The sequence below is a fragment of the Pseudonocardia acidicola genome (assembly GCF_012911935.1).
Classification (GTDB): Bacteria; Actinomycetota; Actinomycetes; order Mycobacteriales; family Pseudonocardiaceae; genus Pseudonocardia; species Pseudonocardia acidicola.
Window position 1 is genome coordinate 22,352 of sequence record NZ_JAAXLA010000076.1, and the last position, 12,166, is coordinate 34,517.

The following is a 12,166-nucleotide window of genomic DNA, read 5'->3' on the forward strand; positions in this document are numbered from 1 at the left end:
GTTGCGGCGGCGTCCGCCGCGTCCCGCGCGGTCCCGGCGCCCACCCGATGATCATCGTCGCGGCTCCGCGGCGGCCGCCCTGTGACGGCGTCCGCCGCGGGCCACCGCCGACGTGCCTGATCGGAGCGCTACCGTGGGCGCCGTGAGCCCCGCCGTCACCACCGCTCTGCTGGCCTACATCCCGAGCCCGGACCGCGGCGTCTGGCACATCGGTCCGATCCCGATCCGGGCCTACGCGCTGTGCATCATCGCCGGCATCGTCGTCGCCGTGATCTGGGGCGAGAAGCGGTTCACCGCCCGGGGCGGCGAACCGGGGACGGTCACCGACGTCGCGGTGTTCGCGGTGCCGTTCGGTCTGGTCGGCGGGCGGCTCTACCACGTCGCCACCGACTGGAAGACCTACTTCGGCCCGGGTGGCGTCCCCCTCGACGCGCTGAAGATCTGGCAGGGCGGCCTGGGTATCTGGGGCGCGGTCGCGCTCGGCGCGGTGGGCGCCTGGATCGGGTGCCGCCGCCGCGGCGTGCCGCTGCCCTTCTTCGCCGACGCCGTGGCGCCCGGGATCGTGGTCGCGCAGGCCATCGGGCGGCTGGGCAACTACTTCAACCAGGAACTCTTCGGCGGCCCGACCACGCTGCCGTGGGGCCTGGAGATCTACAACCGGGTCGACCCGAGCACCGGGCTGCCCGATCCGCTGGGCGGGGTCGCCATGGATTCGACCCCGATCGCGATCGTGCACCCGACGTTCCTCTACGAGCTGATCTGGAACCTGCTCGTCGCCGCGTTCATCGTGTGGGCCGACCGGCGCCTGCGGCTCGGGCACGGCCGCGTGTTCGCGCTCTACGTCGCGGGCTACACGCTGGGCCGGTTCTTCATCGAGCTGATGCGTTCCGACCCCGCGACCCGGGTGTTCGGCGACATCCGGATCAACGTGGTCGTCTCCGCGGTCGTGTTCGTGGGCGCGGTGGCGTACGTGGCGTTCGTGCGCAAGCCGCGGGAGGAGATCGCCCGCCCGGCGGAGCAGCCGTCCGAGACCCCGTCGCAGACCGCGTCCGGCACCCCGTCCGGCGCCGCCGAGGAACCGGCGGCGGCCGACGTCGGTGAGGACGAGGCGGTCTCCGGCGCCGCGCCCGACCGCACGTCATGACCGCCGGGACGACGGTCTTCACCGGCTTCGGCGACGGCGCCGTCGAGTTCTACGACGGGCTGGTGGCCGACAACACGAAGGCCTACTGGGCCGATCAGAAGCCGGTCTACGAGCGGGACGTGCGGGCGCCGATGCTGGCGCTGCTGGCCGCGCTGGAGGCCGAATTCGGGCCGGGGAAGGTGTTCCGCCCGTACCGCGACATCCGTTTCTCGCACGACAAGACGCCCTACAAGACCCATTGCGGCGGGTACGCGGCGCCGTTCTACGTCGAGCTGTCCGCGGAGGGCCTGCTGGCCGCGGCCGGCTACTACCGGATGGCCCCGGATCAGGTCGCCCGCTACCGCACCGCCGTGGCCGACGACCGGCGCGGCGAGGACCTGGTCGCACGACTCGCCGCCGTCGAGAAGGCCGGGCTCACCGTCGGCGGGGAGAAGCTGAAGAGCCGGCCGCGGGGCGTCGATCCGGAGCACCCGCGGCTGGAGCTGCTGCGCCACCGCGCGCTGTACATGTGGCGGCGCTGGGCGCCGGACGACGTGCTGCACGAGCCCGGCTGCCTGAACCGGGTCGCCACGACCTGGCGGGCGGCCCGGCCGCTGGCCGAGTGGCTGGCCGACCACGTCGGGCCCGGCGAGCAACCCCGGCGCTAGCGGCGCGGTCACGGGCCCGCCCGGCGGCGGGTGAGGGCCAGGACCCCCCCGGCCGAGGGCGGCTGCGGCGACGTCGACGAGCGCGTCGAGCAGGTCCCCACTGCGCCCGATCGGTAGTGCGGCCCGCAGCAGTTCGGAGCCCGCGGCGTAGGCCACGAGCCCGGCCACGAGCCCGGCCACGAGCGGCCGCGGCGGCAGCCCGGCCGGCCGGCCGGACCACGCCAGCGCCGCGAACAAACCCGGGTGGACGAGCTTGTCGAGACCGGATGGTGCACTCGGCACTCCGGACGCGGGAATGAACAGAATCCACAGGCTCGCCGGCGCGAAGCCGACAAAAGGAGAGCACGCAATGTTGGCCTTCCTCCAACCTGATCGTTTCAGTGACCGCGCTACCCTTGCCGGGTGAGCCGTCGCACAAAGATCGTCTGCACCATCGGGCCCGCCACCGCGACGCCGGATCGGATCCGGGAGCTCGTCGCGGCGGGAATGGACGTCGCCCGGCTGAACTTCAGCCACGGCAGCCGGGACGACCACAAGCGCGTCTACGAGATGGTCCGGTACGCCTCGGACGTGGAAGGCCGCGCCGTCGGGGTGCTCGCCGACCTGCAGGGCCCCAAGATCCGCCTCGGGCGCTTCGCGGCGGGGCCGACCGAGTGGCGTACCGGCGAAGAGGTGCGGATCACGGTCGAGGACGTGGCCGGCACCCACGACCGGGTCTCCACCACCTACTCCGGCCTGGCCAGCGACGCCCGGCCCGGCGACCGGCTGCTGGTCGACGACGGCAAGGTCGGCCTGCGTGTCGTCGAAGTCGACGGGCTCGACGTCGTCTGCAGGGTCACCGAGGGCGGCCCGGTCAGCGACAACAAGGGTCTCTCGCTGCCCGGGATGAGCGTCTCGGTCCCGGCGGTCAGCGACAAGGACGCCGCCGACCTGGAGTTCGCGCTGGACCTGCGGGTCGACGTGGTCGCGCTGTCGTTCGTGCGCAGCCCGGCCGACATCGACCAGGTCCACAAGATCATGGACAACAAGGGTGCCCGGCTGCCGGTCATCGCCAAGCTGGAGAAGCCCGAGGCCGTCGACAACCTCGAGGCCATCGTGCTGGCCTTCGACGGGGTCATGGTCGCCCGCGGGGACCTGGGCGTCGAGCTGCCGCTGCAGAACGTACCGCTGGTGCAGAAGCGGGCCATCCAGATCGCCCGCGAGAACGCCAAGCCGGTGATCGTGGCCACCCAGATGCTCGACTCGATGATCACGAACTCGCGGCCGACCCGCGCCGAGGCGTCCGACGTCGCCAACGCGGTGCTGGACGGCACGGACGCGCTGATGCTGTCCGGCGAGACCAGTGTCGGGCGCTACCCGATCAAGTCGGTGCGCACGATGGCGGAGATCGTCGAGGCCGTCGAGGCGGGCCCGGCCTCCGTGCCGCCGCTCAACCACGTGCCGCGGACCAAGCGCGGCGTGCTGTCCTACGCCGCCCGTGACATCGGGGAGCGGCTCTCGGCCCGCGCGCTGGTCGCGTTCACGCAGTCCGGGGACACCGTGCGCCGGCTGGCCCGGCTGCACACCCGGCTGCCGCTGCTGGCCTTCACCCCGACCCCGGAGGTGCGCAGCCAGCTCGCGATGACCTGGGGCACCGAGACGTTCCTGGTCGACCGGGTGGAGTCCACCGACGCCATGGTCCGCCAGGTCGACGCGGCGATGCTGTCCCTGGACCGGTTCCAGCCCGGTGACCTGGTCGTCATCGTGGCCGGTTCGCCGCCCGGCACCATCGGTTCCACGAACCTCATCCGGGTGCACCGGCTGGGCGAGGAGGACCACGCCTGATCCGGGCCACCTGACACAATCCCGGCGTGACTCCTCGTACCTCTGCTGCGTCGTCGGAGCCCGAGCTCGCCGCCGACGGCGTGCCGCGCGGTCAGGCGGTCCTCGACGAGCTGGTCGAGCTGCTCGACCTGGAACAGCTCGAGGTCAACCTGTTCCGCGGCGTCAGCCCGCCGCAGCGCACCACCCGGGTGTTCGGCGGCCAGGTCGCGGGGCAGGCGCTGGTCGCGGCGGGGCGGACGGTCCCCGCGGACCGCGAGGTGCACTCGTTGCACGCGTACTTCATCCGCCCCGGGGACCCGCGGGTGCCGATCGTCTACGAGAGCGAGCGGGTGCGCGACGGCCGGTCGTTCACCACCCGCCGGGTGCTCGCCATCCAGCACGGCGAGGCGATCTTCTCGCTGTCGGCGTCGTTCCAGCTCGTACAGGAGGGCCTGGAGCACTCCCAGCCGATGCCACCCGGCGTCCCGGACCCGGAGTCGCTGCCCGACCTGGGCCGGCGGATCGTCGACGGCGGGGAGGGCGGCTGGCTGGCCGACATCCCCCGGCCGCTGGACATCCGGCTGGTCGACGAGCCGGTCTGGTCCTCCAAGCGGCCCGGCGCCTCGGACGATCCGATCCGGGTGTGGATGCGTGCTGACGGAACGCTGCCCGAGGACCGGCTGCTGCACGTCTGCCTGCTCACCTACGCCAGCGACCTGACGCTGCTCGGCTCCGTGGTGGCCCGCCACGACGTGCGCTCCACCGAGGTGCAGATGGCGAGCCTGGACCACGCGATGTGGTTCCACCAGCCGTTCCGGGCCGACGAGTGGCTGCTCTACCAGTGCTTCTCGCCGTCCGCGTCCGGCGGGCGCGGCCTGGCCACCGGGCGGTTCTACACCACCGACGGCCGGCTGGTCGCGAGCACGATGCAGGAGGGCCTGGTGCGGCTGCCGCGCGGGCAGGCATAGCCGCCTCGCCCGCGCAGCGGCGGGCGGTGGCCCCGGTCGTGCCGGGGCCACCGCCCGTGGCTCAGCGGCGCACCTCGACGGTGGTGCGCATCCAGGGGTGGATGAGGCACTCGAACAGGTGCGTGCCGGGACTCAGGTCCTCGAGGGTCAGGGAGCCGCCGGGCGGGACGAACGTCGGTCCTGGGTCACCGTCGAATCGGGCAGGGTTGGCCTGCTCCTTCTTCGGAAGCGCGGCGTTGAGCGGTGGCACGATGCCGGCGCCGAAATTGGCCACCTCGGTGAACGAGTGCACCTCGCCGCCGGTGTTCGTCACGTGGACGTGCTCACCGGAGTGGATCGTCGTCTCGCGGCGGTCGTTGCGCCACGCGTGGTGCCCGCCGTCCTTCGGGTTGAGCTTCTCGCTGAACTTCTGGAACGTCACGTTGCCGTCGCCGACGCAGACCTCGTCCTGCAGAGCTGCGTTGAACGACTTCCTCTCGCACTTGTCCTGCATCTCCACGGATCTCCCCCCGTCCGCGGCGGCCGCTGGGGCGACCAGCACGGTGGGGATCAGGCCGGCGGCCGCAGCGGCCAGCACCCCCACCGTCCACCGGAGGCTCCGGGATCTCCTCGGAGATCGGTTCCGTTCGGGCCGAAGGTCCATCTGAGTTCCCTCTCTGCTGACAGGCCGCGTGCGCTCGATGCGCTCCCCTGATGCGTCGGCGTTCCCTGTCCCGGGCCGTGGGCGGGACGAGAGTGCGGGCGACAGTGACATGGCCGACTCTTCGGTCGCTACGCCCAAAATTGGCGTAACCGGGCACGATGTCCCCGGACGGGGCCGAGGGGTGCCCGCTGCGCGGCGGCGTCTCGAACGCCGTCGACACATCCAGCTGCGGGGCGGGGAGCCGCCTGGTAGGAAAGTGAGCATGTCGCCCGGATCGCCGCCCCTCGTGCGGCGCCGGTACGTCGACTTCCGCCGGGTGTGCACCTGCCGCTGTCCGGGCTCGCGCTGAGTTCCCAGACCCCGCACCGAGCTCCCCGAGAGGCCACCCATGTCCACCGCCGAGACCGTTCGGTCCAGCGACCGCGACCAGGCATTGCGCGCGATCGTCGAGGCCACCTCCGCGGCGATCGCCGACGATCCCGACAAGGCACATGCGCGGTTCGGCGCCACCGGGGCGGGCGGCGACGGCCTGCGCACCGAGATCCGCATCGGCGGGCACACCGTGCTCGTGGACGAGCCGCCGGCCCTCGGCGGCGACGGAGCGGCCCCCAACCCGGTGGAGAACGCGTTGGCCGGGCTGCTGTCCTGCCAGGTCGTCACCTACCGGTTCTGGGCGGCGAAGCTCGGCATCCCGCTCGACGGCGTCCGGATCGACGTCGAGGGTGATCTCGACGTCCGCGGGTTCTTCGGTCTCGACTCCGCGGTGCGCCCGGGATTCGCCGAGGTCCGGCTGCGGGTGACCCTCGACGGGCCGGCCGCCCGGGAGCGGTACCGCGAGCTGGCCGCGGCGGTCGACCAGCACTGCCCGGTGCTCGACCTGTTCCGCAACGCCACGCCCGTCAGCACGCGGCTCGTCACGGGGGAGGCAGGATGAGGGCATGAGCGAGACACCCCAGCAGGACCGGAACTGGGGGTTCCGGACGCGCGCCGTGCACGCGGGGGCGGTGCCCGATGCGGCGACCGGCGCCCGGGCGGTGCCGATCTACCAGTCGACGAGCTTCGTCTTCGAGGACACCACGGATGCGGCCAGCCTGTTCGCGCTGCAGAAGTACGGACTGATCTACAGCCGCATCGCGAACCCGACCGTGTCCGCGCTGGAGGAGCGCCTCGCCAGCCTCGACGGCGGGATCGGTGCGGTGGCGACGTCGAGCGGGCAGGCCGCCGAGTTCCTGACCTTCGCGTGCCTCGCCGGGGCCGGCGACCACATCGTCGCCGCGGCCGGGCTCTACGGCGGCACGATCACCCAGCTCGACGTGACGTTGCGCCGGTTCGGGGTCGAGACCACGTTCGTCGGCGGGGGAGACCCGGCCGACTACGCCGCCGCGATCACCGACCGGACGAAGCTGGTGTTCGCCGAGGTCGTCTCCAACCCGTCGGGCGCGGTGGCCGACATCGCCGGGCTGGCCGACGTCGCGCACGCCGCGGGGCTGCCGCTGATCATCGACGCGACGCTCGCCACGCCGTATCTGTGCCGTCCGATCGAGCACGGCGCCGACATCGTGATCCACTCCGCGACGAAGTTCCTCGGTGGGCACGGCACCACGCTGGGCGGGGTGGTGATCGAGTCGGGCCGGTTCGACTGGGGCAACGGCCGCTTCCCGCAGATGACCGAGCCGATCCCGTCCTACGGCGGGCTGAACTGGTGGGGCAACTTCCAGGAGTTCGGCTTCCTCACCAAACTGCGCGCCGAGCAGCTGCGCGACGTCGGCGCCTCGCTGTCGGCGCACTCGGCGTTCCTGCTGATCCAGGGCGTGGAGACGCTGCCGCAGCGGATGGAGGCGCACGTGGCCAACGCGCGAGCAGTCGCGGAGTGGCTCGACGCCGACCCGCGGGTGGCGTACGTGAACTGGGCCGGGTTGCCCGGCCACCCCGACCACGAGCGGGCCGCGAAGTACCTGCCGCTCGGCCCGGGTGCGGTGTTCTCGTTCGGAGTGAAGGGCGGCCGGGCGGCCGGGCAACGGTTCATCGAGTCGGTGCAGCTGTGCAGCCATCTGGCGAACGTCGGCGACGCCCGTACCCTCGTGCTGCACCCGGGCTCGACGACCCACCAGCAGCTCACCGACGAGCAGCTGCGCAACGCCGGCGTCCCGGAGGACCTGGTGCGCATCAGCGTCGGCCTGGAGGACGCCGACGACATCCTGTGGGACCTCGACCAGGCGCTCGCCGTCGCCGTGAAGGACCTGTCGTGACCGCTGTGACCTGGGAGAACCCGTCGGCGACGCGGCGCAGGCAGATCCTGCACGCGACCCGCACCGTCGCGATGGTCGGCGCGTCGCCGAACCCGGCACGGGCCAGCAACTTCGTCGCCACGTACCTGCTGTCCAGCACCGACTACGACGTGTACTTCGTCAACCCGAACGCCGAGGAGGTCCTCGGCAGGCCGGTGTACAAGTCCCTGGCCGATCTCCCGGTCGTGCCCGACCTGGTCGACGTGTTCCGCCGTCAGCAGGACCTGCCGGACGTGCTCGACGAGGTCCTTGCGCTGCCCACGGGTGTCAGCACGTTCTGGCTGCAGTTCGGGTTGTTCGACGCCGACGTGGCGCGGCGCGCGGAGACCGCCGGGATCGAGGTCGTCATGGACCGCTGCCTGAAGGTCGAGCACGCCCGGTTCCACGGCGGGCTGCACCTCGCGGGCTTCGACACCGGCGTGATCAGTTCCCGTCGGCGGAGCCGATGAGCGCCGCGGGGCGGCGCCGATGACGGCGGTTCTGCCGGTCAGCGGAGCGTGGCGGGAGGGGGATCCGGCGGGGGAGCGGCGCTTCCTCGACGTGCCCGGGCCGCTGGAACTCGAACTCGGCGGTGTGCTCCCCGGCTACACGCTGGCCTACGAGACGTGGGGAACGCTCTCCTCCGCCCGGGACAACGCGGTGCTGGTGCTGCACGCGCTGTCCGGCGACAGCCACGTCGTCGGTCCGGCCGGCCCCGGGCATCCGACCGCGGGCTGGTGGGCCGGCGTCGTGGGGCCGGGCCTGGGCATCGACACGGACCGCTTCTTCGTGGTGTGCGCCAACGTGATCGGTGGCTGCCAGGGGTCGACCGGGCCGTCCTCGGCTGCTCCGGACGGGCTTGCCTGGGGCAGTCGCTGGCCGGCCACGACGATCCGCGACCAGGTGGCCGCGGAGGTGCCGCTGGCCGATGCGCTCGGGATCGACGCGTGGGCGGCCGTCGTCGGCGGCTCGATGGGCGGGATGCGGGCGCTGGAGTGGGCGGTGTCGTACCCGTCGCGGGTGGCGCGCGTCGTGGTGCTCGCCGCGGCCGCCGAGGCCAGTGCCGACCAGGTGGGGCTGTGCCGCATCCAGATCGACGCCGTGCGCGCCGACCCGCACTGGCACGGCGGCGACTACTACCACCGCGAGCAGGGCCCGGACGCCGGGCTGGGTATCGCGCGGCGGATCGCGCACCTGAGCTACCGAACCGCCGAAGAGGTCGACGTGCGGTTCGGCCGCTCCGCCCAGGACGGGCGGGATCCGTTGCGCGGCGGGCTGTTCGCCGTGGAGTCCTATCTGGAGCATGCCGCGGAGGGGCTGCTCGCACGGTTCGACGCGGGCAGCTACGTGGCGCTCAACCAGGCCATGAACAGCCACGAGATCGGGCGTGGCCGCGGCGGCACCGCGGCGGCGCTGGCCCGGGTCACCGCCCGGCCGACGGTCGTCGGGGTGGACACGGACCGGCTGTACCCGCTGCGCCAGCAGGCTGCGCTCGCGGGCGCGTTCGGGGTGTCGCTGGACGTGGTGCGATCCGAGCGCGGGCACGACGGGTTCCTGGTGGAGCCCGATCAGGTCAACGCGGTGCTGGCGCGGGCGTTGCGCGACTGACTCACACGACGTTCATGACCGCCCGCAGCACCCAGAACAGCGGCGCCGCGACCAGCACGAGCAGCCAGAACGGCCAGCCGCGGCGGCGTGCGATCAGCCAGGTGATCAGCGCCCCGGCCAGGGTGGACACGGCCAGCCGGCCGGCGAACACCGCGGCGGCCTCCGTCGACGGCGGTGGGCCCATGACCAGCAGCACGAGCAGCAGGTTCACCGCCGCCCAGACCGCCGTGGCGCCGAGGGCGCGGCCGTACCCGGTGCGCGCCGGTGGCTCCCCGACCGGGGCCGGCGGGTGCTCGGGTTGCGCCGGGTAGGGCGGGGCGCCGGGCAGCGGGGCGTGCGGCGGCAGGATGTCGGGCAGTGGGGTGTACCCGGGGCCGCCCCGCCAGGAGAAGCGCGGCTCCTCGGGCGGGACGGTGGGGTCTGCCGGCGAGGTGTCGGCGGTGCCTGCGGTCGCCGGTCCGGCGTCGCCCGCCGGCGGACGCGTCGGGTCCGCGCCGGCACCCGCAACGAACTCCGGACCGGCACCGGCGGGGCCGGTGCCGGCACCCGCAACGAACTCCGGACCGGCACCGGCGGGGCCGGTGCCGGCACCCGCAACGAACTCCGGACCGGCACCGGCGGGGCCGGGCGACCCGGTCGGATCGCGCGGAGGCTGCTCCCGGTCGGCCATGACGACCCACCCTAACCCCGCCGAGCCCGACCGGCGGCCTGCCCGCGCACCCGAGAACACCTGAGCGGCCGCCGCCACGCATCAGGGCCGGTGGTGTGTGGGCACCGCCGGCCGGCCGTAGGTGAGCCGCCGCAGCAGCACCTCGGCCGGGCCGCGGTGCCCCGCCCGGTCCATCGCGGCCGCGGCCGGCAGGCTCAGCAGCCACGCGCCGAGCCCGATCAGCGCCACCTGCCACAACGACAGCGCCCGGCCCAGCCCGAGCGTCCACGCCGGCAGCAGCGCGACGAACACCACCGACTGGGCGAGATAGCAGGTCAGCGACCGCCGCCCGCAGGCCTGCAACGCACCGGCCACCGGGCCGCGGGTCTCCCGGGCGGTGAGCCGGATCGCCAGCAGCCCGAACAGCGCCGCGTAACCCAGGCCGCCGGCATACCCGCTGACCGCGTGCACGGCGCCGGCGAGGAGCAGGGCGCCGGTCGGCGGGCCGGTCCACACCCCGGCCGCGATCAGTGCCAGCGGGGTGCCGCCCAGCACGGCCCCCACGAGGCCGCCGACCGCGACCCGGGTGAGCAGCAGGCGGTGCCGCTCCGGCTCGTCGAGCAGCCCGCGCCGCGCGGCCCACGCCCCGAGCGCGACGGCCGCGAACACCCCGGCGGCCTGTGCGAGCAGACCGCCCCCGACCCACTCGCCCAGCCGGACGCCGAGCGCCGGGAGCGGGTCGGCGACCGCCGTCGAGGCGAGGAACGACTGCGGGGTGCCCGGCAGCGGCAGTGCGCTCCCGAGCCCGAAGAGCGCCGCCACCCCGAGCCCGATCGCGGCCACCGTGATCAACGTGACGGCGGTTCCCGCGACGAGGACCCCCGCGAGCAGCACGGCCAGTAGGCCGTAGGCGCCGACGATGTCGCCGGACCACAGCAGCGCCCCGTGAGCGGCGCCGACCAGCACCATCCACGCCCCGCGCCGGCGCACGAGCCGGGCCACCGCCCGCGCGTCGGCGCCGGCCGCGGCGCGCCGCCCCGCGAGCTGACCCACGCCGTAGCCGAACAGCAGCCCGAACAGCGGGTACGCCCGTCCGTCGACCAGCGTCAACTGCCCCGCGGCGACCACCCGATCCGCCCCGGCGAGATCGCGCGGGTAGCCGCGGACGCCGACCGGGGAGCCGAACAGGAACAGGTGCACGTTGGCCAGCGCGATGAGCAGCAGCATCCCGCCGCGGGCGAGGTCGGGCGCGAGGGCGCGGGCGGCGGTCGGGATGGCGCCGGGGTCGGCCGGCGGGCCGGCGGAGATCACGGCGTACAGCGTAAGCGGGACGAATCACCGAACCGCCCGATCGACCGAACGGCCTGGTCGTCACCCGTTCTGTGCAGGTGGGCGTGCACGTGATCCCCGTCGCGGCGCTCCCGAGCCGTGGGGACTAGCCTTCGGGCGTGTCTACCCCACCTGTCACCGTTACCGTCACCGGAGCCGCTGGCCAGATCGGTTACGCGCTGCTCTTCCGGATCGCCTCCGGGCAGCTGCTGGGGCCCGACACCCCGGTCCGGCTGCGCCTGCTGGAGATCCCGCAGGCTGTGAAGGCCGCTGAGGGCACCGCGATGGAGCTCGACGACTGTGCCTTCCCGCTGCTGTCGGGCATCGAGATCACCGACGACGCGAACGCCGCCTTCGACGGTGCCAACGTCGCCCTGCTCGTCGGCGCCCGCCCGCGCACCAAGGGCATGGAGCGGGGTGATCTGCTGGAGGCCAACGGCGGCATCTTCGCGCCGCAGGGTCGTGCGATCAACGCCGGGGCCGCGGACGACATCCGCGTCCTCGTGGTCGGCAACCCGGCCAACACCAACGCGCTCATCGCGCAGGCCGCGGCCCCGGACGTGCCCGCCGAGCGGTTCACCGCGATGACCCGGCTCGACCACAACCGGGCCCTCGCTCAGCTGTCCCAGAAGCTCTCGGTCCCGCTGACCGAGATCAAGAAGATGACGATCTGGGGCAACCACTCGGCCACCCAGTACCCCGACCTCTTCCACGCCGAGGTCGGCGGAAAGGTCGCCGCCGAGCAGGTCGACGACGCCTGGCTGCGCGACGAGTTCATCCCGACCGTGGCCAAGCGCGGCGCCGCGATCATCGAGGCCCGCGGCGCGTCCTCGGCGGCGTCGGCGGCCAACGCGGCCATCGACCACGTCCACGACTGGGTCAACGGCACCCCCGAGGGCGACTGGACCTCGGCCGCGATCCCGTCCGACGGCTCCTACGGCATCCCCGAGGGCGTCATCTCGTCGTTCCCGGTGGTGTCGACGAACGGCACGTGGGAGATCGTCCAGGGCCTGGAGATCGACGCCTTCTCCCGCGAGAAGATCGACGCGAGCGTCGCGGAACTCATCGAGGAGCGCGAGGCCGTCAAGGCCCTCGGCCTGCTCTGACC

At 73.5% G+C, this 12,166-nt stretch carries 12 protein-coding genes; 9 read left to right on the plus strand and 3 right to left on the minus strand.

Annotated features, from left to right (window positions below; genetic code table 11):
* Positions 1-133: 133 nt before the first annotated feature.
* The 4 genes from lgt (at position 134) to HF526_RS28355 (ending at position 4,562) form a co-directional block, all read left to right on the plus strand.
* Positions 134-1,144 (plus strand): prolipoprotein diacylglyceryl transferase, encoded by a 1,011-nt coding sequence (gene lgt, locus HF526_RS28340; RefSeq protein ID WP_420821664.1) that lies wholly within the window; start codon positions 134-136, stop codon positions 1,142-1,144.
* Complete coding sequence (locus tag HF526_RS28345) at positions 1,141-1,791, plus strand: DUF2461 domain-containing protein (protein WP_169384642.1); 651 nt, start codon at positions 1,141-1,143, stop codon at positions 1,789-1,791. The genes lgt and HF526_RS28345 overlap by 4 nt, the downstream gene beginning before the upstream one ends.
* 402 nt (positions 1,792-2,193) lie before the next feature.
* Positions 2,194-3,615 (plus strand): pyruvate kinase, encoded by a 1,422-nt coding sequence (gene pyk, locus HF526_RS28350; RefSeq protein WP_169384643.1) that lies wholly within the window; start codon positions 2,194-2,196, stop codon positions 3,613-3,615.
* 26 nt (positions 3,616-3,641) lie between these two features.
* Positions 3,642-4,562: an acyl-CoA thioesterase gene (locus HF526_RS28355; RefSeq protein WP_338051816.1), complete on the plus strand. Its 921-nt coding sequence runs from the start codon at positions 3,642-3,644 to the stop codon at positions 4,560-4,562.
* A 61-nt stretch (positions 4,563-4,623) separates the two neighbouring features.
* On the opposite strand, the gene HF526_RS28360 is transcribed toward HF526_RS28355, so the two are convergent.
* Positions 4,624-5,139: a cupredoxin domain-containing protein gene (locus HF526_RS28360; RefSeq protein WP_169384644.1), complete on the minus strand. Its 516-nt coding sequence runs from the start codon at positions 5,137-5,139 to the stop codon at positions 4,624-4,626.
* 454 nt (positions 5,140-5,593) lie between these two features.
* Between HF526_RS28360 and HF526_RS28365 the strand changes: the two genes are divergently transcribed.
* The 4 genes from HF526_RS28365 to metX are packed head-to-tail and all read left to right on the plus strand — an operon-like array spanning position 5,594 to position 9,080.
* Positions 5,594-6,139, plus strand: coding sequence for an OsmC family protein (locus HF526_RS28365; RefSeq protein WP_169384645.1), 546 nt, complete (start codon positions 5,594-5,596; stop codon positions 6,137-6,139).
* A gap of 4 nt (positions 6,140-6,143) precedes the next feature.
* Entirely contained in the window at positions 6,144-7,454 is a 1,311-nt protein-coding gene (locus HF526_RS28370) for an O-acetylhomoserine aminocarboxypropyltransferase/cysteine synthase family protein (protein ID WP_169384646.1), read from the plus strand.
* 5 nt (positions 7,455-7,459) lie between these two features.
* Positions 7,460-7,942, plus strand: coding sequence for a CoA-binding protein (locus HF526_RS28375; protein ID WP_169384654.1), 483 nt, complete (start codon positions 7,460-7,462; stop codon positions 7,940-7,942).
* 19 nt (positions 7,943-7,961) lie between these two features.
* Positions 7,962-9,080: a homoserine O-acetyltransferase MetX gene (gene metX / locus HF526_RS28380; RefSeq protein ID WP_169384647.1), complete on the plus strand. Its 1,119-nt coding sequence runs from the start codon at positions 7,962-7,964 to the stop codon at positions 9,078-9,080.
* Between the two features lies 1 nt (position 9,081).
* Here metX and HF526_RS28385 read toward each other — a convergent pair whose 3' ends face one another.
* Together HF526_RS28385 and HF526_RS28390 are read right to left on the minus strand one after the other, a co-directional pair.
* The gene (locus HF526_RS28385) at positions 9,082-9,750 is read right to left on the minus strand and encodes a hypothetical protein (protein WP_169384648.1); all 669 of its coding nucleotides are present in this window, start codon (positions 9,748-9,750) and stop codon (positions 9,082-9,084) included.
* An 81-nt stretch (positions 9,751-9,831) separates the two neighbouring features.
* Positions 9,832-11,040, minus strand: coding sequence for a DUF418 domain-containing protein (locus HF526_RS28390; protein ID WP_169384649.1), 1,209 nt, complete (start codon positions 11,038-11,040; stop codon positions 9,832-9,834).
* A gap of 137 nt (positions 11,041-11,177) precedes the next feature.
* Between HF526_RS28390 and HF526_RS28395 the strand changes: the two genes are divergently transcribed.
* The gene (locus HF526_RS28395; RefSeq protein WP_169384650.1) at positions 11,178-12,164 is read left to right on the plus strand and encodes a malate dehydrogenase; all 987 of its coding nucleotides are present in this window, start codon (positions 11,178-11,180) and stop codon (positions 12,162-12,164) included.
* Positions 12,165-12,166: the final 2 nt, after the last annotated feature.

Coding starts and splice junctions, on each gene's coding strand:
- HF526_RS28345 (WP_169384642.1), top strand. CDS start 1,141: ATGACCGCCGGGACGACGGTCTTCACCGGCTTCGGCGACGGCGCCGTC.
- HF526_RS28365 (WP_169384645.1), top strand. CDS start 5,594: ATGTCCACCGCCGAGACCGTTCGGTCCAGCGACCGCGACCAGGCATTG.
- HF526_RS28370 (WP_169384646.1), top strand. CDS start 6,144: ATGAGCGAGACACCCCAGCAGGACCGGAACTGGGGGTTCCGGACGCGC.
- metX (WP_169384647.1), top strand. CDS start 7,962: ATGACGGCGGTTCTGCCGGTCAGCGGAGCGTGGCGGGAGGGGGATCCG.
- HF526_RS28385 (WP_169384648.1), bottom strand. CDS start 9,750: ATGGCCGACCGGGAGCAGCCTCCGCGCGATCCGACCGGGTCGCCCGGC.